Origin of the sequence: Pseudomonas sp. SMN11 (genome assembly GCF_052041945.1) — a bacterium.
Lineage (GTDB): Bacteria > Pseudomonadota > Gammaproteobacteria > Pseudomonadales > Pseudomonadaceae > Aquipseudomonas.
The window spans coordinates 59,148-81,678 of record NZ_JBKGGW010000014.1 but is presented as its reverse complement, the minus strand read 5'-3'; the positions used below and the strand labels follow the sequence as shown (position 1 = coordinate 81,678).

Sequence of the window (22,531 nt, the reverse complement as noted above, 5' to 3'; positions counted from 1 at the left end):
GGATCAACCCCGAACAGCGTCCTCCAACAAGCGCTCCAGCAACCCCTTAGGGGTATGTTTGCGCAGCGCATCCGGCGACACCACCGGCGCGTTGCTGGCCAGAAACGCCTGCAGCTCGCGCTGCTCATCCCCCAGCACATAGAAGCGGTCGGGATGGTAGAAGGCTGTGTCCCTGACCCGACGGTTATCGGTGATCAGCTGCTTGTCGAAGAACGCAGCTTCCAGCGGCCGCAAGGTCAGGCCGGCCTGGCCCGGCTGGTTGATCTCCACCAGCACATCGCAGGCCATGGCCCTGGCCAGGTTGGCCTCGTACGGCAGCACCGCGTCGACGTGGTAGCTGCCCGGTGCCTCGCTGGTAGCGTCCTTGACGATCAGGAAATCAAGCGCGCAGCCCAGGTCGCCCAGCTCTTGCGCCAAGGCCTGCAAGCGATGGGCACGGCCTTTGTCGCGCCCCAGGAAGAAGCACAACGACCGCTGACATGCTGCGCCCTGTTCGGCTGAGGGCGGCCTGGCGTTGTCGGGATCGAATGGGAAAAACTGCTCCAGGTGGAGCATCCCCAGGCGCTCGCACTGCAAGGGGTCGTAGCTGTAGATACGATCGAACAGCGGCCGCATGCGCTCGACAAAAGCGACATCGACCAGGTCCCGCACCAGCAGCACCCGCTGGCCGGGGAAGCACTGCACCAGATGCAGCTGGCGCCCACGCTTGAGCTGGCCCTCGTTGCACACCAGAAGGTCGTTGGTGGTGGCCCGGTTGGCGGCGCTCGCTCGCCTGCCAAGCCACCTCAGCAACGCCGATGCACCACCCAACGCTCGTGCCAGGCGCACGACCCTGCGTGCGTAAGCAGGCAACCGGAACACCCGCACCGCGTGCGACTGCGCCAGGTGTTCGATCATGATCTGCTCGTAGCGGGCCTGCCAGCCGAGGAAGAAAACGGTCACGCGGGGTGACTGCACAGTGAAGCCTGCGCAGCGTTGCCAAGAATGATCGCCTGGGCCTGTTCGACAGAAATTTTCGGGATGACCGAATCCGGGATTTTCGACGTGGCAGAGAGGTTGTAGACGGCAAAGTCTTCGCCGACCACTCGATCGGCCATCAGCCTGAACGAGGGCAGGATGCGCCGTTGATAGGCCTCGTCCAGGTGGCAGCGCGAAGCCGCCTGGCCTGGGGTTTCATAAAAGCGCCCCACCGACTGATCGAGGTCCACCCCCACCAGGAAAACTTGGTTGAAGCCCAGGTGACAGGCTATTTGCAGCGCGGCATACGCCACCGTGCGGGCATCGAAAAAGCCTTGCGAGAGGTCTTTGCTGAAACCCACCGAGCGCGAGCGATTGCCCCAGAAGGCACGGCTGCGCACCAAGGCCGGATCGGCATTGAACAGCGAGTCGAACAGGCGCGAGCGCGCCGCCTTGGCCAGCGGAAAGACCTGCGCCTTGGTCGATACCGGCAGTGCTTCAACTTCACTTGGCCAGATCGCCAGGCGCCGGCTGAGGCGCACTGCCTTCGCATAAAGCTCAGGCTGCTGGTGCGCAAACCCGGTGTCGGTACACACGTAGAAGTACGGACGCGGGCCCTGTTCCGAGAACATCGAGATCGCGCCGTTGAGCGTGATCATCGGCACATTGGCGAAGCGCTGCATGGGAAAGCCCTTTGCCGAGGCACCCGACGCGACGATGAACACGGGCCCCTCGGCTATCCCCCGACAGGCCGCAAAGTCCATGATCGAAGGATGCCGGGCTGGCTTGTTGCCACTTTCTGCTTCCACTGTTGCCCCCATACTCTGAGAAGCAAAAGTATAGACAGCAAACAATCATTCCGCCTTTACACAACTTAACGTTATGCGTCAAGATTTTGCGCGATATATTTCATCCTTGGTTCAAATCGCGGTGGCCCCACCATCCACCGCCAAACTGTGCCCGGTGGTAAACGCGGCCCCGTCACTGCAAAGGTACAGCACGGCACTGGCAATTTCCTCGACCTTGCCGATACGCCCGACCGGGTGCATCGCGGCGGCAAATTCGGCCTTGCGTGGGTCTGCCTCGTAGGCGCGGCGAAACATGTCGGTGTCGATCACCGCCGGGCACACGGCATTCACCCGGATGCCCTTCTTGGCGTACTCGATGGCCGCCGACTTCGTCAGGCCGATCACCGCATGCTTGGAGGCGGCGTAGATGCTCATCTTCGGCGCCGCACCCAAGCCGGCCACCGAGGCGGTGTTGACGATCGCGCCGCCACCCTGGGCCAGCAACAACGGCAGCTGGTATTTCATGCACAGCCACACGCCCTTGACGTTGACGCCCATGATGGCGTCGAACTCCGCCTCGCTACCCTCGGCCAGGCGCCCCTGTTCGATTTCGATGCCGGCATTGTTATAGGCGTAATCCAGCCGCCCGTAGCCCTCGATGGCCCGCTCGTGCAGCTGGCGCACTTGGGCATCCTGGGTCACATCACAGGCCACGAACAGTGCTTCGCCACCCGCTTCGCGAATCAAGGCGACCGTGGCCTCGCCACCGGCCGCGTCGCGATCGGCCACTACCACCTTCAGGCCCTCGCGGGCAAAGGCCAGTGCCGTCGCCCTGCCAATTCCCGCCGCGCCACCGGTGACCAGTGCTACCTGGCCGGAAAAGGTCATGCTCATCGTCTGCTCCTGGGGGTGATGAATTGGCCCTGAGTCTAGTCAGCCCGCCGCCCGGCTGGGCAGCATCATCAAGGCAGCGGTTGGGCTACCATGCTTACCAGTGATTTTGCGGACCAACCTGCATCAGCGGGTTAAATTGACTGCTGTACCTCATTGCCCACAAGGACCTGCCATGACCCAGACCAACCGCCGCTTCCTGCTTGCCAAACGCCCGGTCGGCGCCGTGCGCCGTGACGATTTCACCTTCGAGACGGTGCCCGCCGACGCCCCTGCCGCCGGCCAGATCCAGGTGCGCAACCTGTACCTGTCGCTGGACCCGGCCATGCGCGGCTGGATGAACGAAGGCAAGTCGTACATCCCGCCCGTCGCCCTCGGCCAGGTAATGCGTGCTCTGGGCGTCGGCGAAGTGGTCGCCTCCAACCACCCGGACTACAAGCCCGGTGACCATGTCAGCGGCGCCCTCGGCGTGCAGGACTACTTCACCGGCGAACCCCAGGGCCTGCACAAGATCGACCCCAACCTCGCCCCACTGCCCCGCTACCTCTCGGCCCTGGGCATGACCGGCATGACCGCCTACTTCGCCCTGCTGGAGGTTGGCCAGCCCAAGACCGGCGACACCGTGGTCATCTCCGGCGCAGCCGGCGCGGTGGGCAGCATCGTCGGCCAGATCGCCAAGCTCAAGGGCTGCCATGTGGTCGGCATCGCCGGTGGCGCGCAGAAGTGCCAGTACCTCAAGGACGAACTGGGCTTCGACGGCGTGATCGACTACAAGGCCGAAGACGTGCTGGCCGGCCTGAAGCGCGAATGCCCCAAGGGCGTTGACGTGTACTTCGACAACGTCGGCGGCGACATCCTCGACGCCGTGCTTACCCGCATCAACTTCAAGGCACGCATCGTCATCTGCGGCGCCATCAGCCAGTACAACAACAAGGAAGCCGTCAAAGGCCCGGCCAACTACCTGGCGCTACTGGTGAACCGCGCCCGCATGGAAGGTTTCGTGGTGATGGACCACGCCAAGGACTACGGCAAGGCCGCGCAGGAGATGGCCGGCTGGCTGGCCACCGGCAAGGTCAAGAGCAAGGAGGATGTGGTCGAAGGGCTGGAGACGTTCCCCGAGACGCTGCTCAAGCTGTTCAGCGGCGAGAACTTCGGCAAGTTGGTGTTGAAGGTGTGAGTCTGTAAGATTGGCTATCGCCACTGAAACCAGTGACTGGGATTTGCAGAGTAGACCATGATCAAGATCACCCCCACCATCGAGTGCTCCAACACCGCCCCGTTCGTCCTCTTCGGCGGCATCAACGTGCTCGAGTCCGAGGACCTGGCCCTGACCGCCTGCGCCGAGTACGTCCGGGTTACCGAGAAACTGGGCATTCCGTACGTGTTCAAGGCCAGCTTCGACAAGGCCAACCGCTCCTCGATCCACTCCTACCGTGGCCCGGGCATGGAAGAGGGCCTGCGCATTTTCGAGAAGGTAAAGGCCGAGTTCGGTGTACCGATCATCACCGACGTACACGAAATCTACCAGTGCGCGCCGGTGGCTGAATTGGTCGACGTGCTGCAGCTGCCCGCCTTTCTCGCCCGCCAGACCGACCTGGTGGTGGCATTGGCCAAGACCGGCAAGCCAGTCAACATCAAGAAGCCGCAGTTCCTCAGCCCCTCGCAGATGCAGAACATCGTGCACAAGTTCAAGGAAGCCGGTAACGATCAGCTGATCCTGTGCGACCGTGGCACCTGCATGGGCTACGACAACCTGGTGGTCGACATGCTTGGTTTCGGCGTGATGAAGCGCACCTGCGACAACCTGCCGATCATCTTCGACGTGACCCACGCCCTGCAGAATCGCGACCCGTCCGGCGCAGCCTCCGGTGGCCGCCGCGAGCAGGTCGTCGACCTCGCCCGTGCCGGCATGGCCGTTGGCCTGGCGGGCCTTTTCCTGGAGGCACACCCGAACCCGGACCAGGCCAAGTGCGATGGACCAAGCGCTCTGCCACTGGACAAGCTGGAACCGTTCCTGGCCCAGATCAAGGCGCTGGACGACCTGATCAAAGGCTTCCAACCGCTGGTTATTGCCTGATTCGAGGGCAGTAAAAAAGGTTCTTCACGCAATGTCGGGAACGTGGCTGCCAGGTGCTTGCCTGGTTTTCTGAGGTGATGCGCTCGATCTCACCGACGCTAAAAATGCTCCGCCGAGCGCTCAAAAAAAGGGCAGACATGCACTGTGCATGTCGGCCCTTTTTGTTGGCTGATATCAGCCGCGGATTTCTGCCACCACGGCTGCCAGCGCCTGGGCCGGGTCTGCCGCCTGGCTGATCGGGCGGCCGATCACCAGGTAGTCGGAACCTGCATCCAGCGCCTGGCGCGGGGTGAGGATACGGCGCTGGTCATCCTGGGCACTGCCCGCAGGGCGAATGCCCGGGGTGACCAGTTGCAGCGCCGGGTGCGCAGCCTTCAGCGCCGGGGCTTCCAGTGCCGAGCAGACCAGGCCGTCCATGCCCGCCTTTTCGGCCAGCGCCGCCAGACGCAGCACTTGTTCTTGCGGGTCCACGTCCAGGCCGATACCGGCCAGGTCATCACGCTCCATGCTGGTGAGCACGGTCACGCCGATCAGCAGCGGCTGCGGGCCACTGCGCTTGGCCAGCTCTTCGCGGCAGGCAGCCATCATGCGCAGGCCACCGGAGCAATGCACGTTGACCATCCATACACCCATCTCGGCAGCAGCCTTGACCGCCATGGCCGTGGTGTTAGGTATGTCGTGGAACTTGAGGTCGAGGAATACCTCGAAGCCCTTCGCGCACAGGGTTTCGACGATGCCCGAAGCGCTGCTGGTGAACAGTTCCTTGCCAACCTTTACCCGGCACAGGGCGGGGTCGAGCTGGTCAGCCAGCTTCAGGGCGGCGTCACGGGTAGGGAAATCCAGGGCGACGATCAGGGGCGTCTGGCAGGCGGACATGGTCGAGGTTCTCTTGGCAAGTCGTAAACGGCGCGCATTGTAAACGAAGTGGCACAGGCTTTGGGGGCCGCGGGTCAACGGAATTGGCCCGGCAAGACGTGATGCCTATAATTGAACCAACGGAACTGGCAATTGCTCAATATTTGTACAAGCACTGCCCCGTGACGCTGACAGGAGAACACACGATGCCCTGGTATGCCTGGCTGATACTCATCATAGCCCTCGGCTCGATCATCGGCGGGCTGATGATGCTGCGCGATACGGCGAAAAAGCTGCCCCTGACCGAAGAGCAACTGCGCAAGGTGCATGAACGCAATGCAGAGGCCGATGCCAAGGATGCGCAGGACCGGTAAGCACGAACGCTGACAGTTAGGGCGGATTTGCATGGCGCAAGCACCGCCCTGGGAACGCGTGTTACTCCACACTCAATTTGTCGCGATTACGCTCCAGCAGCGCATTGCCGATGCCTTTGATCTCGAGTAGCTCATCCACTGAAGCAAACGCCCCGTTAGCCTCGCGATAGGCCACGATGGCTTCGGCTTTGGCCTTACCGATACCATTGAGTTCTTTTTGCAAGGTTGCGGCATCTGCCTGGTTGAGGTTCAGCAGTGCGGACCCGGTGGTTTTCTGGCTCACCATCGGCACCGGCTGAGTGACCGGCGTATCCGCCGGCGCGGCGCTGACAGAAAACGCGAGGCCGGCGAACAGGGGCAGCAACAGGTAGGAAAGAACGGTATTACGCATACAGACACTCCTTCGGATGGATTAACGAGGCAGCGTTTCCATGGCTGCCTGCTCAAAGTATCGGTCCGAAAGGGGCCTGCGAAGCGGCGAAATCCCCGCTTGCTGTAGGAATCAGCGTTACCGATCCTTGTGCTGCTGTTGGTACAACCAGTCAACAATCTCGCCTTCTGGCGAGTAACCATTGACCAGCTCGCGCAACAGATGCCGGATCCGGCTGAAATCATCTTCCGCCACCGCCTTGAGCAACGCCGCCAGGCGCTCGCGCAGCACATCCCAGGCCAGGAAGTCTTCGTTGGCGGTCATGATCATCGGGTGCACGGTCGGCGAAACGTCGTCACCGATCAGTAACTCCTCGTACAGCTTCTCTCCCGGCCGCAAGCCGGAAAACTCGATGGCGATATCGCCATGGGGGTTGCCGGGGCTGCGCACGCTCAGGCCGGAGAGGTGAATCATCTTCTCGGCCAGCTCGACAATTTTCACCGGCTCGCCCATGTCCAGCACGAACACATCACCGCCCTGGCCCATGGCCCCCGCCTGCACCACCAGCTGCGCAGCTTCGGGGATGGTCATGAAGTAACGCGTGATCTTGGGGTGGGTGACCGTGAGTGGCCCCCCTGCCTTGATTTGCTGATGAAAAAGTGGAATCACCGAGCCCGAGGAGCCCAGCACGTTACCGAAACGCACCATCGTGAAGCGGGTTTTATTCACCCGTGAAATCTTGCTGCTGTCGCCATACATCACCGGCGCAGCTTCGCGGCTGAGGGCCTGGAGGATCAGCTCGGAGAGGCGCTTGGTACTGCCCATGACATTGGTCGGGCGCACAGCCTTGTCGGTGGAAATCAGCACGAAGTTGGCGACGCCAGACTGCAATGCGGCCTGAGCGGTGCACAAGGTGCCGTAGACGTTGTTGAGGACGCCCTCGGCCATGTTGTGCTCGACCATCGGCACATGCTTGTAGGCAGCCGCGTGATAGACCGTGTCGACCCGCCAGGTAGTCATGATGTCGACCAGGTGCTGCTGGTTGCGTGCCGAACCCAGAATCGGCAGCAGGCGTACCGACAGCGACTCACGGGAAATGCGCTGCTCCAGCTCACTGAGAATGCTGTACAGGTTGAACTCGCTGTGATCGAACAGCAGCAGGGTCTTGGGCTTGAGCCCGATGATCTGTCGGCACAGCTCCGAGCCGATCGAGCCACCGGCCCCGGTAACCAGCACAACCTGATTCTTGTTGCAGCGGTCGAGCAGTTCGTCCTGCGCCGGCACCGGGTCGCGCCCGAGCAAGTCGGCAATGTCTACGTCCTGGATATCATCGACCTTGACCCGCCCGCTGGCCAGGTCGGCAAACGCCGGCACGCTGCGCACGTGCAATGGATAAGGCTCGAGGAAGGCCAGGATTTCCTTGCGCCGGGCGCGGGAAGCACGGGGCAACGCCAGGAGGATCTCCTGGGCGCCGCTTTCCTTGATCATCTGCTGCAAGTGCTTGGGCTTGTAGACCTGCAGGCCGGAGATGACCCGATTGGCAAGGTCACCGTCGTCGTCGATGAACGCCACAGGGCGCATCACTCGGCCCATGCGCAATGCCGCCAGCAACTGGTTGCCGGCGGTACCTGCACCGTAGATGGCGACCTTGATCAGGCCATCGTCACGGTTGGTGAACGGAATCTGGTGGTTGCCGGTGAACCAGTCACCGAGGAAGAACTGCCGCATGATCAGGCGCAGGCCGCCGATGATGACCAGGCTCAGCCACCAGTAGTTGAAGATGATCGAACGCGGTACCACGACCTTGTGGTTGCTGTACCAGTAAACCACCACGGCCAGGATCAACGCCGACAGGGTGACAGCCTTGATGATGGTGACCAGCGCGTCGTTGCCGAAGTAGCGCATTACCGCACGGTACATGCCGAAACGGATGAACAGCGGCACAGCCACTACCGGTGCGGCGAGGAACAGCCAGGTGTGCTCCAGAATCGGGTTGTACATTTCATCGATGCCCAGGCGCACGATGAACGACAGCCACAACGCCAGCCAGATAAGCAGCATGTCGGTGCAGACTTGTATCAGGCGCTTCTGCCGCCGTGACAGGTTCACCAGGAACTGGCGCAGCCTGTCTTTGTTTGCATCGCTCATCCAGCTCTCCTCAACGTGCCATGCCCGGCTTGCTCGACCATGTTATTCCCGCTTCCCGGCATGGTATTTGATCGCTAGCAGTATAAGAGGTAAATAGGCCACGATGGTTCCGGTGGCGCCGTCCAGCCCCAGCCCTACCACCGCCAGCGCCACTGGCAGCAACCAGCCCAGGTTGATGGCCGCTACAGCCAAGCTGACCGGCCGGTGGCTGCCCTGCTGACGTGAAGCATACTGATAGGCATGGCTACGATGCGCCTCGTAGACGCGTTCGCCGCGCAACAGCCGACGCACCAAGGTAAAGGTCGCATCCACCACGAACACACCCAAAAGTATTAACCACCCCCAGAATAGTAGCGGGTTTATCCAAGCAGCCTGCAACGCCAGCAGGGCCAACACGATGCCTAAGAAGCCACTGCCGGCGTCGCCCATGAAAATACGCGCTGGCGGGAAGTTCCAGAACAGGAAGCCGGCCACCGTCGCAGCCAGCAACATTGGCAGCCACAGCGCCTGCGGATAGCCACTGACCAGGTACAACAGGCAGCCGCCGATGCAGGCACAGATGGCTTCGATGCTGGCGATACCGTCGATGCCGTCCATGAAGTTGTACAGGTTGAGCAGCCACACCAGGTAGAGCATCCCGAACAGTGCACTTAACCAGGCGCTGTCCAATGCCCATCCGAACACCATCAGCGGCGGCATGCCGCCCAACCAGTAAAGCCCCCAACCTGCGGCCACGAAGTGGCCAAGCAGGCGCCATCGTGCAGCGATATGGCCGTGATCGTCCATGAAACCGATCAGCGCCACCAGACCACCAGCGCCGAGCAGGCCCACCAGCAGCGCTGGCGCCACCATGCCAGCCCAGCCTAGGGCAAGCGCGCCCAGCAGGAACGAGAAGACGAACGCCAGCCCGCCACCACGCGGGGTCGGAAGGGCGTGCGAGCTGCGCGCATTGGGAATGTCCAGAAGGCTGCGCGCCAGGGCATAGCGGCGCAGGCCCGCCGTCATTGCCAACGCGGCAACGCCACAAAGGAGAATCAGCCAGATCATCGGTTTTGAGCGTCCAGAAAAGCGCGAGCGGTCAGGTTGAGCCCTTGCTCCAATGAGAAGGGTGGGGTCCAGCCAAGCAGCTGGTGATTCTTGGTGATGTCGACCTGCAGCGAGCCTAGCAGGCGCTGGGCCAGATCACCTCGCCCCAACAACCGCGCCGCCGCGTGCAGCAGCGAAGGCGGTACTGGCAACAACCGCGCCGGGCGGCCCAGCGCCTGGCCGATGGCCCGCAACAACTCGCTCAGGGTCACGTCCAGGCCATCGCTGGCAAGGAACACCTGGTTGGCCGCCTGCGGGTGATCGAGGCAAGTCATCACCAGATCGACAAGGTTATCGACGAACACCAGGCTACGGCGGTTCGGCAAGGCACCGAGCGGCAGCGGTACACCCCGTTGCACCCAGCGCAGCATGCTGAGGAAGTTGGCCTTGACGCCCGGTCCGTAGACCAGAACCGGGCGTATCACCACCACTTCCATGCCGGTGGCCGCCGCCAGCTGTTGCAAGCCTTGCTCGGCCTCATGTTTGGACACCCCGTAGGCATCCTGCGGCGCAGGTTTGTCGTCGGCGCGCATAGGCTGGCCGGGCTGGCTGAGCTCGCCATTGACCTTGATCGAACTGATGAAAATGAAACGGCGCACCCCGGCAGCAGCGGCTTGCCGGGCGAGGTTGAGGGTGCCATCGACATTGACCCGGCGGAATTCGGCCTGGCTGTCGTTGGCATTTTCCTGCATCACGTGCACGCGGGCCGCGGCGTGTATGACCGCGTCGACACCGGCCAGTGCAGATGCCCAGTCGGTCCCTGCAGCCAGCTCGGCATCATGACGTGAAGGGGCGCGGACATTGAAGACGCCCAGCGTGTTCAGTTGGCGGCACAGGGCGCTGCCAACGAAACCGCTGGCACCGGTGACAAGAATCGTTCGACTATCCATGCAAGTTATTCTTATCTAAAGGCTGAAGCAGGCAAGCATGAGGACTACAGCAAGCTACGGTACAGGTCGGCATAGGCCGCCGCCATGGCAGGCGCGGTGAAGATGGCTTCGTAACGCTCAAGGGCCTTGGCACCCATGGCCTGGGCCATGCCTGGGTCATCCCAGAGGCGTTGCATGGCATGGGCCAGCGCCGGGGCATCACGCGGCGGTATCACCAGCCCGGTCTGGTCGGCCAGGTTGATGAACGTGGTGCCCGAGCCCATCTCGCAGGAGATCAGCGGCTTGCCGTACATCGCGGCTTCCAGCAACGAGATGCCGAATGCCTCGGAGCGCAAGTGCGAAGGGAAGACAAAACCGCAACAAAGCTGTAGCAAAGCCGCCTTGTCGTCATCAGGTAGCCCGCCGAGGAAATGCACATTGGTCAACCCCAGGGTTTGCGCACGCTGCTTGAGTTCATGCTCCAGGTGCCCGCCCCCGACAATAGCGACCGGCAAGCCATTGATCCGCGCGGCCTCAAGCAAATAGTCGAGGCCCTTGTAGTACCGCAGCGCACCTACGAACAGGAAAAAACGCTCCCCCAGCCGCGCGCGCCAAAAAGCCAGTTTCTCCTCGGTCGGCTGCGGGTACGTGGCCCGGTCCAAGCCGAACGGGATGATGCTGACCTTATCTTTGAAATGCGTCAGTACCGGGCTATGAGCCGCATAATTGGGCGATGAAGCCACGATCCGGTCAACGCTGGACAGAAAACGGTTCATCAATGGCTGATAGAGCTTCAGCAGCCATTTCTGCTTGACGATGTCGGAGTGGTAAGTCACTACGGTCGGCTTGTTCAGGCGCGACAGGAAATGCACCAGGTCCATGTAGGGCCACGGGAAGTGGTAATGGATCACGTCCGCTTGGCTGGCCAACTCCGCAAAGTCCTTGAGCCCGGAGAGCGAAAAGCCGGTTGAGGCCACATGCAGGTCGAGCTTGGAACGGTGGGTCAGATGATTCGCGACCGGCTCATCGCGAGCCGCCCCCCGCTCACTGAGGTACAGAACCTGAGACTCGATGCCATGGGCCTGGCAGCCTTCGGCAAGCTGGAAAATGACCTGCTCGATACCGCCCATGGAGTCGGGGTAATAGGTTTTGAAGAAGTGCAGAACTTTGATCATTACCCCGCCCTCACCTGCTTATAGACATCGATGGTGGCCTGGGCACAGCGCTCCCACGAGAAACCGGCGGCGTGGGCCAGGCCTTGCACAACAGCCTGGTCACGCCAGACCTCATCTTCCAGCCCTTGCCGCAGCAAGGCCGTCAGGGCCTCGGTGTCGCTCGGCGCACACATCAGGGCCGCACTGCCGGCTACTTCCGGCAGCGAGGAACTGTTGGAGCAGACCACCGGCACGCCCGAGCTCATGGCTTCGAGCACCGGCAGGCCAAAGCCTTCATAGTGGGACGGGAAGGCAAACAGGCGCGCACCGGCAAACAGCAAAGGCAGATCTTCGCTTGCCACAAACCCCAGGTAGCGCGCCCACCCTTGTTGTTGAGCTTGCGCGATGCGGCTGTGGATAGCGTCGCTGCGCCAGCCCTGATAACCGGTGAGGATGAGCGGCCAGCGCTGGCGTAACGCCAGAGGCAGACGCCCGTAGGCGTCGAGCAGGGTCTCGATGTTCTTGCGCGGCTCGATGGTACCCACGAATAGACTGTACCCTCCCGGCTCCAGGCCATGGCGGGCCAGGGCTGGCGCAATGGCGGTGGCGCTGCGCGGGTGGAACTCTGGCGAACTGGCCAACGGTACGGCATGGATCCGCTCGATCGGCCAAGCGAAGTAATCAGCAAGCTCCTGCCGGGTAAACCGCGAATCGGTGATCAGCGCATCGGCACGGTCGAGCGTCTGGCGCAGCTCTTTCTGCAGGTAGTTCACCAGCTGCGGCGCATGGCAGTGCGCCCAGGTAAACGGCGACAGGTCGTGGAACGTTGCCACGCTGCGCCCGGCAAACGGCGGCAGGTAGTAATTGGGGCTGTGGTAGAGATGATCCTCATGCCCCTTCAGCGCGTGCTTGCGCAGGTACGGCATCAGCCGCCGGTAGGCCTCAACGGCCAGGGCGTTTTTCTGCACAAGGCGCTTCAGGCCATGCACCGCATCGGATTGTTCAGCCGCGGTCGGCAAAGTCGGCAAGAATCGCCGGCCGGCGAAGAACTGCAGGTCAGTGATTTCGGCGCTGTGCTGCAGCCGCGTGGCCAATTCGTAGGTGTAGCGCCCGATGCCGGTCAGCGGGAAGCGGACCGGCTCGACGGAAAGGATGAGCTTCATTTACCCGCAAGCATCCAACCCAGGGTTTCATCCAGCGAAGGGGTTTGCCAGCCCGGGACCAGGGCGCGCAGGCGGCCGTTGTCGCCGCAGAGGGTCTTGACTTCGTTGGCCCGCACGAATGCCGGGTTGACCTGCACCTCGATCTGATGGCCGGTGATGGCCGAGCATTTGGCGATCACTTCGCGCAGCGAGTGGGTCTGCCCGGAGCTGACGTTCACCGTCTGCCCCACCGGGCGCGCTTCGATCAGGCCGCGGTAAGCCTGCACCACTGCCCGCACGTCGCTGAAATCGCGCCAGACGTCGAGGTTACCGAGTTCGATGGTGCCCGCCTTGCGCTGGAAGTGCGAGACGATCTTGGGCAGCAGGAAGTTCTCCGCCTGCCCGACACCGGTGTAGTTGAAGGGGCGCGTGATGACGATCGGCAGGCGATCGAACCACAGGCTGGCCATGTACTCCATGGCCAGCTTGCTGACCGCGTAATCGTTGGCTGGCGCCGGCAAAGTCTGCTCATCGAGCATCCCTTCGGAAACATTGCCATAAACGTTGGCGCTGCTGGCAATCAACACGCAATCCGGTGTTTTGCCGCAGGCCGCGATGGCTTCGAGCAGGTTGCGTGTACCCACCAGGTTGACCTGGTAGAACGCGTCGGCTGCACCGTGCCCGACAAAGGCGATTGCAGCCAGATGCACGACGACATCCGGCTGCAGTTCGGCCAGCAATGCACGCAGGCCAGGGCCGTCAGTCAGGTCGACCTGATGGTAATCAGGCGCCTGCAACGGCTGGCTGCCGGTCCCTATGACTTCATAACCACGGGCTCGCAGCTCGGCTGCCATGTAGCGACCGGTGAAGCCCTGAATCCCTGTGATAAGCGCGCGCTTGCTGGCCATTTGCATCAGAACGAGAACCCTTTTTCGTTACGACGCAGGTCGGCTTCGACCATCATGCGGCACAGCTCTTCGAGGCTGGTCTTCGGTTCCCAACCCAGTACTTCCTTGGCCTTGGCCGGGTTGCCGATCAGCAGCTCGACTTCCGCAGGGCGGTAGAATTTCGGGTTGATCACGACCAGCACCTTACCAGTGGCGGCGCAGGTGCCCTGCTCGGCTTCGTCCTTGCCGCTCCACTTGATTTCGATGCCGGCAGCCTTGAAGGCCATCGACACGAAGTCACGCACGGTTTCGGTGCGGTTGGTGGCGAGCACGAAGGTGTCTGGCACGTCAGCCTGCAGCATGCGCCACATGCCTTCGACGTATTCCTTGGCGAAGCCCCAGTCGCGCTTGGCGTCGAGGTTGCCCAACTCGAGCTTGTCGAGCAGGCCCAGTTTGATCTTGGCCACCGAGTCGGTGATCTTGCGGGTCACGAACTCACGGCCACGCAGCGGCGACTCGTGGTTGAACAGGATGCCGCTGGTAGCGAAGATGCCGTACGACTCGCGATAGTTGATGGTCATCCAGTGCGCGTACAGCTTGGCCACGCCGTACGGGCTGCGCGGGTAGAACGGGGTATCTTCGACCTGTGGGATGGCCTGGACCTTGCCGAACATTTCCGAGGTGGACGCCTGGTAGAAGCGCACCTTCGGGTTGACGATGCGGATGGCTTCGAGCAGGTTCACCGCGCCCAGGCCGGTGATTTCAGCGGTGGTTACCGGCTGTTCGAAGGAAACACCCACGAAGCTCTGCGCCGCGAGGTTGTAGACCTCGGTGGCTTCGGTGGTCTGCAGCAGACGGATGCTGGCCGACAGGTCGGTGAGGTCGTACTCGACCAGGTGCAGGTTAGGGTTGGTGTGGATGCCCAACTCCTCGATGCGCCAGAAATTGACCGAGCTGGTGCGCCGGTAGGTGCCGTAGACGGTGTAGCCCTTCTCCAGCAGCAGTTCCGCCAGGTAGGCGCCGTCTTGACCAGTGATCCCAGTGACGATTGCTTTCATGCGACTTAACCAACTCCGATAGTGCCGTGCGGGCATGTGTGTTTGTCAGACCGGCGCGGGCGATTCCTGCCTCGCGCGTTAAGGTTCGATGACGGAGTATACATCTGTTGGGCAGCGTACTCGACTCGGAAAAAGCGGCCGCGCGCCACCAGGTAGAAAAGCCATCTGCACAGGGTACGAGCGAGGGTTTTCAGCAGCAACCGGACGCCATTCGACAGGGGGGCGCAGGATAAATTCTGGAATCGGGCGATTCCAGCGGAATGATTGTAGGAAAATTCTGAAATGCTGGGTGGGATTGGGGCAGCGCTCGATCTCGCAGGCGCCGCCTCCCCCGCCAAGCCCAATCAGCGCCCTGCATCCAGCAATGCTACATCACCGCCTGGCAAACTGGTCTCCGGCACCGGACTCAGCCATACGTTGACGTGATCGACACTGTCCTGATTCAACTCACCCGCCCAGCGGTTAAGCAGGAACAGATTGGTGATGAAGTCGTATTGCGACTTCAGCAGGTCACGGCGGGCCTTGAACTCGTTTTGCACGGCCGTCAGCACATCCACTGCGTTGACCACGCCGAAGGTAAAGGCCTTCTGCGCCGCCACGCTCGACTTCTGCGCCGAGGACAAGGCATTGCGGTTGGCGCGGATCTTCTCGACGCTGGACTGAGCGGTGAGGTAGGCCGTGGTGGTTTCCTTGACCACCTGCCGACGGATACCTTCGGCCTGCTCTTCGGCCGCCAGCTGGTCGTCATACAAACCGCGCACCCGGGCCGAAGTGGAACCACCGCTGTAGATCGGGATCTTCAATCCCAGCGAGGCCACATAGCTATCGCTGCGCGGCGCCTGGGTATTGTCGTAACCCTGGTCGCTCTGCTGCGCGCTCAGGCTCAGGCCCAGTTGCGGGTAATGCTCACCCTTGCCCTCGCGCACCGCCGCGTTCGCCGCCTCGGCGCCGCTCTGGGACGCCTTGAGCATCGGGTTGGTTTCCACCGCCTGGGTAACCCAGCTCTGCAGCGGCCGGGTCGGCGCCTGCAGGGCCACATCGTTGCGCACCCGGCTCAGCGGCTCGGTTACCGGCCGGCCGACGATTTCGGCCAGGGCCTCGCGGCTCACTTGCACCTGATTGCGCGCATCGACCTCCTGCGCCGCCAGGGCATCCACCCGAGCCTGCATGTCGAGTTTGTCGGTGATCTTGGCCATCTGCCGGTCGAACATCATGCTGACGCGGTCGAGGTTTTTCTGCGTGGCGCGGCGCTCAGCCTGCACCAAAGCCAGTTCATCGTCTGCCGCCAAGGCAATGAAATAGCGCTTGGCAAGATCGACAGTGGCCTCGGCCAGGGTGTCCTCAGCCTGCTGGCTCTGCTGCGCCTTGACGCTCTTGGCCTTCTGGTAACGCTCCCAGGCCGGTTTGTTGTACAGGTACTGGGTGAGGCTGAGCGAGTAGTTTTCGTTGTTGTAGATGTCACGCGCGGTTTCGTTCTTGCGCAACACGCGGCTGGAGTTGGCATTGGCAGACACCTGCGGCAGCAACTGGCCAAAGGCTTCACGTTGCCTCTCGGCGGCCGAGCGCGCACGGGCGTAGCCGATCAGCACACGCGGGTCCTCAAGCCGGGCTTCACGATACAGGCCCGCGAGATCCAGCGCGTAGGTTGACGCCGACACCCCTTTGGAGCCTTGGTTCTCAACCGCCACCGCCTGCCAGGCGGCCATGCACATCAGTACACCGGGTAGCAAACGCAGCACAATCATTCCTCGATCAGCGATTCGGCAAACATGTTTCGCGCCGGTTTCAGCAGGTACTGCAACATGGTGCGGTCGCCTGCGTTGATGAGGACTTCAGCCGGCATGCCGGGTTGCAGCTTGCGGTTGCCGAGCTTTTTCATGCCGTCTTCGGTGACATTGACGCGAACGAGGTAATACTGATCGCCAGTACGCTCTTCAGTGAGGCTGTCCGCCGAAATACGGGTCAGGGTGCCTTCGATCACCGGGGTAGTGGCCTGGTTGAATGCACTGAAACGGATGTCTGCCGTCTTGCCCAGCTCCAGGCGGTCGATGTCTTTGGTCGCCACTTTGGCTTCGATCACCAGCTCCGATGAAGCCGGAACGATGTCTAGCAACGGCGTGGCCGCACTGACCACACCGCCGATGGTGTGCACCTTCATGTCCAGCACCATGCCGCTTTCGGGCGCACGAATCACCACCCGCGACAGGCGGTCACGCAGGGCTGCTTCCTTTTCCTGCAGGTCGAATACCTTGGCCTGGGTATCGGCCAGTTCGTTGGCCACGTCCGCGTCGAACTTCTTTTTCAACTGCACGATCTGCAGCTCGGTCTCACCGATCTGCAGCTTGGTCTTGGTGATGCTCGACTCATGGTCGGCGACCTCGGTCTTGAGCATGTCCAGCTTGCGCTCTTGCTCGAGCAGACGCTGGTTGTCAACGAAACCTTCGGCGAGCAGTTCCTTCAGTTGCTTGATCTCACCACTGTAGGACTTCTCCAGGCCAGTCTTGGTGCGGATCATGTCGTTGAGGCCGGCGATCTGCTGCTTCATCTGCTCGATGCGTTCGCGGTTGACCGAGATCTCGCCCTGCAAGGAGTCACGTCGGGCCCTGAACACCTGCTGCTCACCGACCAACGCCTCGTTGGCACGGTCCGAATCGGTGCCCTCCATGGTCACGCCGGGAATCGCCGGCAGGCCATCGCGCTCGGCGCGCAGGCGCGCTTCTTTATAGCGAGCGACGATCAGCTGGTTGCGGGTGGACTCGTATTCGGAACTCAGCTGGCTTTCGTCCAGCACAATCAGTGGGTCGCCCTTCTTCACCAGATCGCCGTCGCGGGCATGCAGCTCTTTGACGATGCCGCCTTCCAGGTGCTGAACAGTCTTGCGGTAATTCTGCACGGTGACTGTGCCGGAACCATGCACGGAGTTGCTCAGCGGCGCGACCGCCGCCCAGGTGCCGAAGATGCCAAAGGTGACGAAGACAATGGTCAGGCCGATGCGGCGGATACCGCGATCAGAAATGGGCAAGTCATCAAAATTGTGGTCGAACGTGGTGATCGCTTTACTGCTCATCTGAAAATCCTTTTACGCGCCAGTGCTGCTGGTGACTGCTGGCGCAGCGGCGGCGGCCGCCGGGGGAACCGGGTGAGGTGCGGCGGCTGCGGCGGGCTGGGCAACGCGCTGCTGGGCCTTGGCCTGTTGCGCCGCAAGCTCGGCGATGACGCGGTCGCGCTCGCCGTACAGCGAGATGGTGCCACCGGCCATGACCAGGATACGGTCGAGGCGCGTAAGAATGTTCGGCCGATGCGACACGATGAACACCGTGGCGCCGGTTTCCTTCAGCTTCTGCAGCGCCACGCCCAGCGCACGCTCGCCGATGTCGTCGAGGTTTGAGTTGGGCTCGTCGAGCACGATCAGCCGCGGATTGCCATAGAGCGCCCGGGCCAGCCCGATGCGCTGGCGCTGACCGCCGGAAAGGTTGATGCCGTCGCTGCCTATGACCGTGTCGTAGCCATCGGGCAGCATCAGGATCATTTCGTGCACGCCGGCCATTTGCGCAGCCTGCACAACTTTCTCCGGGTCGACCTTGTCGAATCGGGCGATGTTCTCGCTGATACTGCCTTCGAACAGTTCGATGTCCTGGGGCAGGTAGCCCACGTACGGGCCAAGGGCTTGTTTGTCCCAACTGGCGATATCGGCGCCATCGAGGCGAACGACGCCGTGTTGGGGCGGCCAGATACCCATAAGACCGCGGACCAGGGTGGACTTGCCGGCGGCGCTTGGCCCGACGATACCAACGATGGAACCGGCAGGGGCGACAAAGTTGATGCTACGCAGGACTGGGGCTTTGGCGCCGGGCGGCGCGAGGATCAGGTTCTCCACCTGAATGTGACCTTCCGGCGCGGGCAATGGCATACGCTCGGGCTCTTTTTTCAGGTCGTCCATGACTTTGTTCAGGCGGTCGTACTGGACCTTCGCGGCAACGAAGCCCTTCCAGCTGGAGATTATCTGGTCTATCGGTGAGAGCGCTCTCCCCAACAACAGCGAACCAGCCATCAGCAGCCCTGGGTTGATTTCGTGAGTGACTACCAGGTAAGCGCCAATGGCCAGCATGAATGACTGCGACAGGATGCGGAACGTTTTTGAAGCAGAGCTGACGATCCCGCCTTTGTCGCTCGCCTCGGATTGCAGCAACATGATGTTGCGCTGACGCTTGGCCCAGCGATTCATCAGGGTTTCCAGCATGCCCATCGACTCGATCACTTCCGCATTGCGCAGTGTCTTGGTGGTTATCATGTTGGAGGCAACGTTCTCTTTGTTCGCGGTCGACAACGCCTTACCCGTCACCCGATGATTGACCACGGCCAGCCCGGCGAGCACGAGACCACACGCCACGGTCATGCATCCAAACCATGGGTGGAACAGGAACATCACGGCGGTGTAGATCGGAAACCAAGGTGCGTCGAAGAAGGCAAACAGCCCCGAGCCGGTGAAGAATTGGCGCAGCGACGTCAGGTCGTTGAGCGACTGCGCCGTGGCATCGCCTCCACCGCTGTTGAGCGCACGCTTGAAACTGGCACGATAAACGTCACGACTGAGCATCACATCGAGGCGGTTGCTGATGCGCACCATGATGCGCGAGCGCACCCACTCCAACGCCCCCATGGTCGCCACAAGTACCGTCAGGATCAAAGTCAGCATGAGCAAGGTGGAGGTACTGCTGGACGGCACGACGCGGCCCGACACCTGGATCATGAAGAAGGTGGGCACCAGCATCAGGGCATTGACGAAGAAGCTGAAGAAACCGACCGAAAGGAAGCTGCTTTTGCAGGCTTTGAGGGCGGACTGCAGGTTATTTTCGGATAGTGAACTCATGGTATCCATACGCGAGGAAGGCGAAAGCGGCGGGCAGTGTAACACCCACTTGCGTCTACGGCGTGCCTTGGTCGGCTCCGGGCGATCGGACAACCGAGAAAATGCCGGCTAGTTGACACTTTCATGAAATCGTTGCCGACCTCGAAAAACTGCAGCAATCCGCAGCCATCGTAAAGAGCAACTGCCTGAAAGTTACGCATCACATTGCCACCAAACGCCGAGTAAAACCCGACGGATGGCACCTGTGGCCGAGCCTCCTGACCTTTTCGACACCCCAACAAGCCTAAATATTGACGAACATCAAAACGATCGTTCCAATATCATGATTCTGCTGTTTTTTTCATGTCATACAGATGACTTGGCGAGCGCCGCCGTTATGCCCTTGCAACCCAGCAGCGACGCGCCTAAGACGATTTAGTTCGGTTTTTTAATGAAATTTTTTTTAACCATCGCGGTTGACAAGCTTTTCTCACCGCTGCATCTTCGCGGCTCGCAGGGAGCCATCACTGGCCGTATTGGTTACGCACAGGTTTGAGCAAGTTAGCTGCCAGTGTTGTATGTAAAAGGAGCTTAACAAAGCCATGTCTATGCCTTCGCAACCGCTTGACGGTCTGAAGATCAGTTCGCGGGTGACGTTGCTCGAGCCCGGCATGTACATCTTCCGGTACGCCTCGCAGCCCCCGGCCGACAAGCCCGTGTGCATTGCCTTGCAGCAAGCGCCCCTGGGTAAAGGCTCCATCGACTTCTTCCCGGCCGAAGGCGTCAGCAAGAACATGCTGACCAAGCTCGGCGACACCATCGTGGCGCGGGTCAAGGGTGGCGTCACCACCGTCCTGATCACCGAATACCACATGTTCGACGATGTGATCGATCCCATCGACCTGCGCATTGACCGTATCGACACCTCCCCTGCCATCATGCGCACCTTTGCCGTGGTGGCCAGCGCCGAGCCAGCCCCGGCCATTGCCAGCAGCACAGCACCAACGCCTTTCGAGCTGACCGCACACCTGCAGCGCTCAGGTGAGGTGGTGTCCAGCGAAGGCTGGGTCGGCACCCCCAACAGCGACGAATTCATCGAGAGCTTTGCCATCAACTGGCCGAACAAGCCGGCCGGCGTCGACCTGCTCTACACCTGCATGGTCGCCGGCTCCGGCCCTAGCCGCAACGTATCCACCGGCACCTTCGTCGGCGTGCGTGGCGAGGGCCTGCCGCTGATCTGCACCGGCTTCAGCCTGGTCGGGCCACAGCGCAAACGCTACGAACTCACAGGCCACATCGTGTTCGGCAACGCCGAGCCGCAGCGCCTGGTCTCCAATCAGATGATGCATGGCCCCACCGGCACCGAGCCGTTGGTGGCGCTGCATATCGCCGTTACTCCCGTTACGAAGATGAACGCTGCCCGCTCTAAGTCTCCGTGGGAACACTCTGCGCAACCGCAGAAAATCAGTGCAGCAAGCCAACTGGCTTGAAGTAACAGGAATACACAATGCAATACGATAACCCCGTCTCGGAACTGCAAGACCACCTGGCAGCCTCCTCCCTGTCGGCCACCACTGTCGACGCCATCAGCTCGCTGCTGGGCCTGGACGCTGAAAACGCGACCGTCAACCTCGCAACCTTCGATGGCGTGAACCTGGTTCTGCCAGAAAGCGGCACTGCCAACGTAGTGACTGGCACCGTCGTAGGCGAGAAGAATGACCAAGTAACTGTCGACCTGACCCAGGCCGCAGCTGCTGGCGCCAATGTCTTCATCCTGGACAGCGAAGCCAACCTGGTTGTCAACGTTCCGACTCCAGCCGCTCAAGCCGCCACTCTGGCCGCTACCGCTCAAGCTGACCAGATCATCACCACCGGTATCGGCGATGACGTGATCACCGTTGCTGGCGATCAGAACGTGATCATCGATGCTGGCGCTGGTAACGACACCATCATCACCGGCAACGGCAACAACACCGTTATCGCTGGCGAAGGCAACAACTACGTGAAGACCGGTTCGGGCACCGACACCGTGATCCTCAGCGGCAGCAACCACGCTGACGTGGTTGACACCGGTGAAGGCTTCGACGTTGTCCAGCTGGACGGCGCACGCGGCGACTACAACTTCGCCGTTGGCAACAACTTCAACGTTAACCTGACTGGCAACCAAACTGCCCAGATCAGCAACGCTGAGTTCCTGACCTTCGTTGGCGGTGGTACCGTTGCCCTGGCTCACAGCGAAGCTGAAGCAGACGCCCTGCGCCTGTTCCAAGGCATCCTGGGCCGCGACGCCGACCTGGGTGGTGCGCAGCACTACGTGTCGCAAGTCAACGGCGGCACTTCGCTGACCGACATCGCCAACAGCTTCCTGAACTCCAACGAGTTCGCAGGCGCAGCCAACACTGCTTCCCTGAACGAGCTGTACCAGGCGCTGCTGGGCCGCGGTGCTGAAGCTGACGGCCTGGCCGCATGGCAAGCCGTGCTGGCCAACGGTGGCAGCCTGGCCGATGTGGCCGCGAGCATCGCCACTTCGGCTGAAGCGCAGAACCTGGACGCTAGCAACAGCGAGTTCGTCTCGAGCCTGTACAGCAATGTGCTGGGTCGCGAAGTTGACGCTGGCGGCCTGCAGGGCTGGGTATCGGCACTCGTTAACGGCACCAGCCGCGCAGACGTTGCCAAGGCAATCGTCGGTTCGGAAGAGGCTGGCAACAAGTCCGATAGCGACTTCATCGACTCGCTGTACCAGTCGGCTCTGGGCCGCGGTGCGGACGACGCCGGTAAGGCGCACTGGACCGCTCAGCTGGAAGCCGGTGCTTCCCACGCTGACGTCGCTCTGGGCATCGTTGGTTCCTCCGAAGGCGAAGCTCACAACGACAACGTCGTTGTGCTGCACGGCCAGGTGTAACTAGCACTGCCGTAGCGAAGCGTATGCCCGGCCGCAAGGCCGGGTGTATGCCAAAGGGGCGACTCCCGGGTCGCCCCTCTTTTTATTTTTTGTAGCCAAGCCAAGCTTATGTCCAGAATTCTTG

General features: G+C 61.7%; 20 protein-coding genes and 1 pseudogene. 6 read left to right on the top strand and 15 right to left on the bottom strand.

Annotated features, from left to right (window positions below):
• Window positions 1-3: 3 nt before the first annotated feature.
• From ACLEJU_RS14400 to ACLEJU_RS14390, 3 genes are all read right to left on the bottom strand, one after another.
• Window positions 4-942, bottom strand: coding sequence for a hypothetical protein (locus ACLEJU_RS14400; protein ID WP_435422888.1), 939 nt, complete (start codon window positions 940-942; stop codon window positions 4-6).
• The gene (locus ACLEJU_RS14395; protein WP_435422894.1) at window positions 939-1,778 is read right to left on the bottom strand and encodes a lipopolysaccharide biosynthesis protein; all 840 of its coding nucleotides are present in this window, start codon (window positions 1,776-1,778) and stop codon (window positions 939-941) included. Before ACLEJU_RS14395 ends, ACLEJU_RS14400 begins: the two co-directional genes overlap by 4 nt.
• 99 nt (window positions 1,779-1,877) lie before the next feature.
• Window positions 1,878-2,639 (bottom strand): SDR family oxidoreductase, encoded by a 762-nt coding sequence (locus ACLEJU_RS14390; RefSeq protein ID WP_435422887.1) that lies wholly within the window; start codon window positions 2,637-2,639, stop codon window positions 1,878-1,880.
• Window positions 2,640-2,811: 172 nt separating this feature from the next.
• Here ACLEJU_RS14390 and ACLEJU_RS14385 point away from each other — a divergent pair, with 172 nt between their 5' ends.
• Both ACLEJU_RS14385 and kdsA read left to right on the top strand, forming a co-directional pair.
• Complete coding sequence (locus tag ACLEJU_RS14385; protein WP_435422886.1) at window positions 2,812-3,813, top strand: NADP-dependent oxidoreductase; 1,002 nt, start codon at window positions 2,812-2,814, stop codon at window positions 3,811-3,813.
• A gap of 57 nt (window positions 3,814-3,870) precedes the next feature.
• A complete protein-coding gene (gene kdsA / locus ACLEJU_RS14380) occupies window positions 3,871-4,713 on the top strand; it encodes a 3-deoxy-8-phosphooctulonate synthase (protein ID WP_435422885.1) in 843 nt (280 codons plus the stop codon).
• Window positions 4,714-4,887: 174 nt separating this feature from the next.
• On the opposite strand, the gene pyrF is transcribed toward kdsA, so the two are convergent.
• Window positions 4,888-5,589: an orotidine-5'-phosphate decarboxylase gene (pyrF, locus tag ACLEJU_RS14375; RefSeq protein WP_435422884.1), complete on the bottom strand. Its 702-nt coding sequence runs from the start codon at window positions 5,587-5,589 to the stop codon at window positions 4,888-4,890.
• 185 nt (window positions 5,590-5,774) lie between these two features.
• Here pyrF and ACLEJU_RS14370 point away from each other — a divergent pair, with 185 nt between their 5' ends.
• Window positions 5,775-5,942, top strand: a complete 168-nt coding sequence (locus ACLEJU_RS14370; RefSeq protein ID WP_103449638.1) for a DUF2897 family protein — start codon at window positions 5,775-5,777, stop codon at window positions 5,940-5,942.
• 61 nt (window positions 5,943-6,003) lie between these two features.
• On the opposite strand, the gene ACLEJU_RS14365 is transcribed toward ACLEJU_RS14370, so the two are convergent.
• The 11 genes from ACLEJU_RS14365 to ACLEJU_RS14315 form a co-directional block, all read right to left on the bottom strand.
• On the bottom strand, window positions 6,004-6,333 hold the full coding sequence (locus ACLEJU_RS14365) for a ComEA family DNA-binding protein (RefSeq protein WP_435422883.1): 330 nt from the start codon (window positions 6,331-6,333) through the stop codon (window positions 6,004-6,006).
• 117 nt (window positions 6,334-6,450) lie between these two features.
• The gene (locus ACLEJU_RS14360; RefSeq protein ID WP_435422882.1) at window positions 6,451-8,460 is read right to left on the bottom strand and encodes a polysaccharide biosynthesis protein; all 2,010 of its coding nucleotides are present in this window, start codon (window positions 8,458-8,460) and stop codon (window positions 6,451-6,453) included.
• Window positions 8,461-8,502: 42 nt separating this feature from the next.
• Window positions 8,503-9,507 carry an MraY family glycosyltransferase gene (locus ACLEJU_RS14355; protein ID WP_435422881.1) on the bottom strand — a complete coding sequence of 335 codons (1,005 nt, stop codon included), beginning with the start codon at window positions 9,505-9,507 and terminating at the stop codon, window positions 8,503-8,505.
• On the bottom strand, window positions 9,504-10,436 hold the full coding sequence (locus ACLEJU_RS14350) for a UDP-glucose 4-epimerase family protein (RefSeq protein WP_435422880.1): 933 nt from the start codon (window positions 10,434-10,436) through the stop codon (window positions 9,504-9,506). Before ACLEJU_RS14350 ends, ACLEJU_RS14355 begins: the two co-directional genes overlap by 4 nt.
• A gap of 44 nt (window positions 10,437-10,480) precedes the next feature.
• A complete protein-coding gene (locus tag ACLEJU_RS14345) occupies window positions 10,481-11,590 on the bottom strand; it encodes a glycosyltransferase family 4 protein (protein ID WP_435422879.1) in 1,110 nt (369 codons plus the stop codon).
• Window positions 11,590-12,732, bottom strand: a complete 1,143-nt coding sequence (locus ACLEJU_RS14340) for a glycosyltransferase family 4 protein (protein WP_435422878.1) — start codon at window positions 12,730-12,732, stop codon at window positions 11,590-11,592. Before ACLEJU_RS14340 ends, ACLEJU_RS14345 begins: the two co-directional genes overlap by 1 nt.
• Entirely contained in the window at window positions 12,729-13,625 is an 897-nt protein-coding gene (locus ACLEJU_RS14335) for a GDP-mannose 4,6-dehydratase (protein ID WP_435422877.1), read from the bottom strand. The genes ACLEJU_RS14340 and ACLEJU_RS14335 overlap by 4 nt, the downstream gene beginning before the upstream one ends.
• Window positions 13,625-14,656, bottom strand: coding sequence for a GDP-mannose 4,6-dehydratase (gene gmd / locus ACLEJU_RS14330; RefSeq protein ID WP_435422876.1), 1,032 nt, complete (start codon window positions 14,654-14,656; stop codon window positions 13,625-13,627). The genes ACLEJU_RS14335 and gmd overlap by 1 nt, the downstream gene beginning before the upstream one ends.
• Window positions 14,657-15,000: 344 nt before the next feature.
• Complete coding sequence (locus ACLEJU_RS14325) at window positions 15,001-16,401, bottom strand: TolC family outer membrane protein (RefSeq protein WP_435422875.1); 1,401 nt, start codon at window positions 16,399-16,401, stop codon at window positions 15,001-15,003.
• Window positions 16,398-17,723: an HlyD family type I secretion periplasmic adaptor subunit gene (locus tag ACLEJU_RS14320; protein ID WP_435422874.1), complete on the bottom strand. Its 1,326-nt coding sequence runs from the start codon at window positions 17,721-17,723 to the stop codon at window positions 16,398-16,400. Before ACLEJU_RS14320 ends, ACLEJU_RS14325 begins: the two co-directional genes overlap by 4 nt.
• A gap of 12 nt (window positions 17,724-17,735) precedes the next feature.
• A complete protein-coding gene (locus ACLEJU_RS14315; RefSeq protein WP_435422873.1) occupies window positions 17,736-19,526 on the bottom strand; it encodes a type I secretion system permease/ATPase in 1,791 nt (596 codons plus the stop codon).
• Between the two features lie 587 nt (window positions 19,527-20,113).
• Here ACLEJU_RS14315 and ACLEJU_RS14310 point away from each other — a divergent pair.
• From ACLEJU_RS14310 to ACLEJU_RS14300, 3 genes and pseudogenes are all read left to right on the top strand, one after another.
• A complete protein-coding gene (locus ACLEJU_RS14310; RefSeq protein WP_435422893.1) occupies window positions 20,114-20,995 on the top strand; it encodes a hypothetical protein in 882 nt (293 codons plus the stop codon).
• Window positions 20,996-21,012: 17 nt separating this feature from the next.
• A pseudogene (locus ACLEJU_RS14305) lies at window positions 21,013-21,489 on the top strand (DUF4214 domain-containing protein); the annotation flags it as partial.
• Between the two features lie 111 nt (window positions 21,490-21,600).
• The gene (locus ACLEJU_RS14300) at window positions 21,601-22,407 is read left to right on the top strand and encodes a DUF4214 domain-containing protein (RefSeq protein WP_440776685.1); all 807 of its coding nucleotides are present in this window, start codon (window positions 21,601-21,603) and stop codon (window positions 22,405-22,407) included.
• The last annotated feature ends 124 nt before the right edge of the window (window positions 22,408-22,531 follow it).

Coding starts and splice junctions, on each gene's coding strand:
- ACLEJU_RS14340 (WP_435422878.1), bottom strand. CDS start 12,732: ATGAAGCTCATCCTTTCCGTCGAGCCGGTCCGCTTCCCGCTGACCGGC.
- ACLEJU_RS14325 (WP_435422875.1), bottom strand. CDS start 16,401: ATGATTGTGCTGCGTTTGCTACCCGGTGTACTGATGTGCATGGCCGCC.
- kdsA (WP_435422885.1), top strand. CDS start 3,871: ATGATCAAGATCACCCCCACCATCGAGTGCTCCAACACCGCCCCGTTC.
- ACLEJU_RS14320 (WP_435422874.1), bottom strand. CDS start 17,723: ATGAGCAGTAAAGCGATCACCACGTTCGACCACAATTTTGATGACTTG.
- ACLEJU_RS14355 (WP_435422881.1), bottom strand. CDS start 9,507: ATGATCTGGCTGATTCTCCTTTGTGGCGTTGCCGCGTTGGCAATGACG.
- ACLEJU_RS14345 (WP_435422879.1), bottom strand. CDS start 11,590: ATGATCAAAGTTCTGCACTTCTTCAAAACCTATTACCCCGACTCCATG.
- ACLEJU_RS14390 (WP_435422887.1), bottom strand. CDS start 2,639: ATGAGCATGACCTTTTCCGGCCAGGTAGCACTGGTCACCGGTGGCGCG.
- ACLEJU_RS14385 (WP_435422886.1), top strand. CDS start 2,812: ATGACCCAGACCAACCGCCGCTTCCTGCTTGCCAAACGCCCGGTCGGC.
- ACLEJU_RS14315 (WP_435422873.1), bottom strand. CDS start 19,526: ATGAGTTCACTATCCGAAAATAACCTGCAGTCCGCCCTCAAAGCCTGC.
- ACLEJU_RS14310 (WP_435422893.1), top strand. CDS start 20,114: ATGCCTTCGCAACCGCTTGACGGTCTGAAGATCAGTTCGCGGGTGACG.
- ACLEJU_RS14360 (WP_435422882.1), bottom strand. CDS start 8,460: ATGAGCGATGCAAACAAAGACAGGCTGCGCCAGTTCCTGGTGAACCTG.
- ACLEJU_RS14350 (WP_435422880.1), bottom strand. CDS start 10,436: ATGGATAGTCGAACGATTCTTGTCACCGGTGCCAGCGGTTTCGTTGGC.
- ACLEJU_RS14395 (WP_435422894.1), bottom strand. CDS start 1,778: ATGGGGGCAACAGTGGAAGCAGAAAGTGGCAACAAGCCAGCCCGGCAT.
- ACLEJU_RS14335 (WP_435422877.1), bottom strand. CDS start 13,625: ATGCAAATGGCCAGCAAGCGCGCGCTTATCACAGGGATTCAGGGCTTC.
- ACLEJU_RS14365 (WP_435422883.1), bottom strand. CDS start 6,333: ATGCGTAATACCGTTCTTTCCTACCTGTTGCTGCCCCTGTTCGCCGGC.
- gmd (WP_435422876.1), bottom strand. CDS start 14,656: ATGAAAGCAATCGTCACTGGGATCACTGGTCAAGACGGCGCCTACCTG.
- pyrF (WP_435422884.1), bottom strand. CDS start 5,589: ATGTCCGCCTGCCAGACGCCCCTGATCGTCGCCCTGGATTTCCCTACC.
- ACLEJU_RS14370 (WP_103449638.1), top strand. CDS start 5,775: ATGCCCTGGTATGCCTGGCTGATACTCATCATAGCCCTCGGCTCGATC.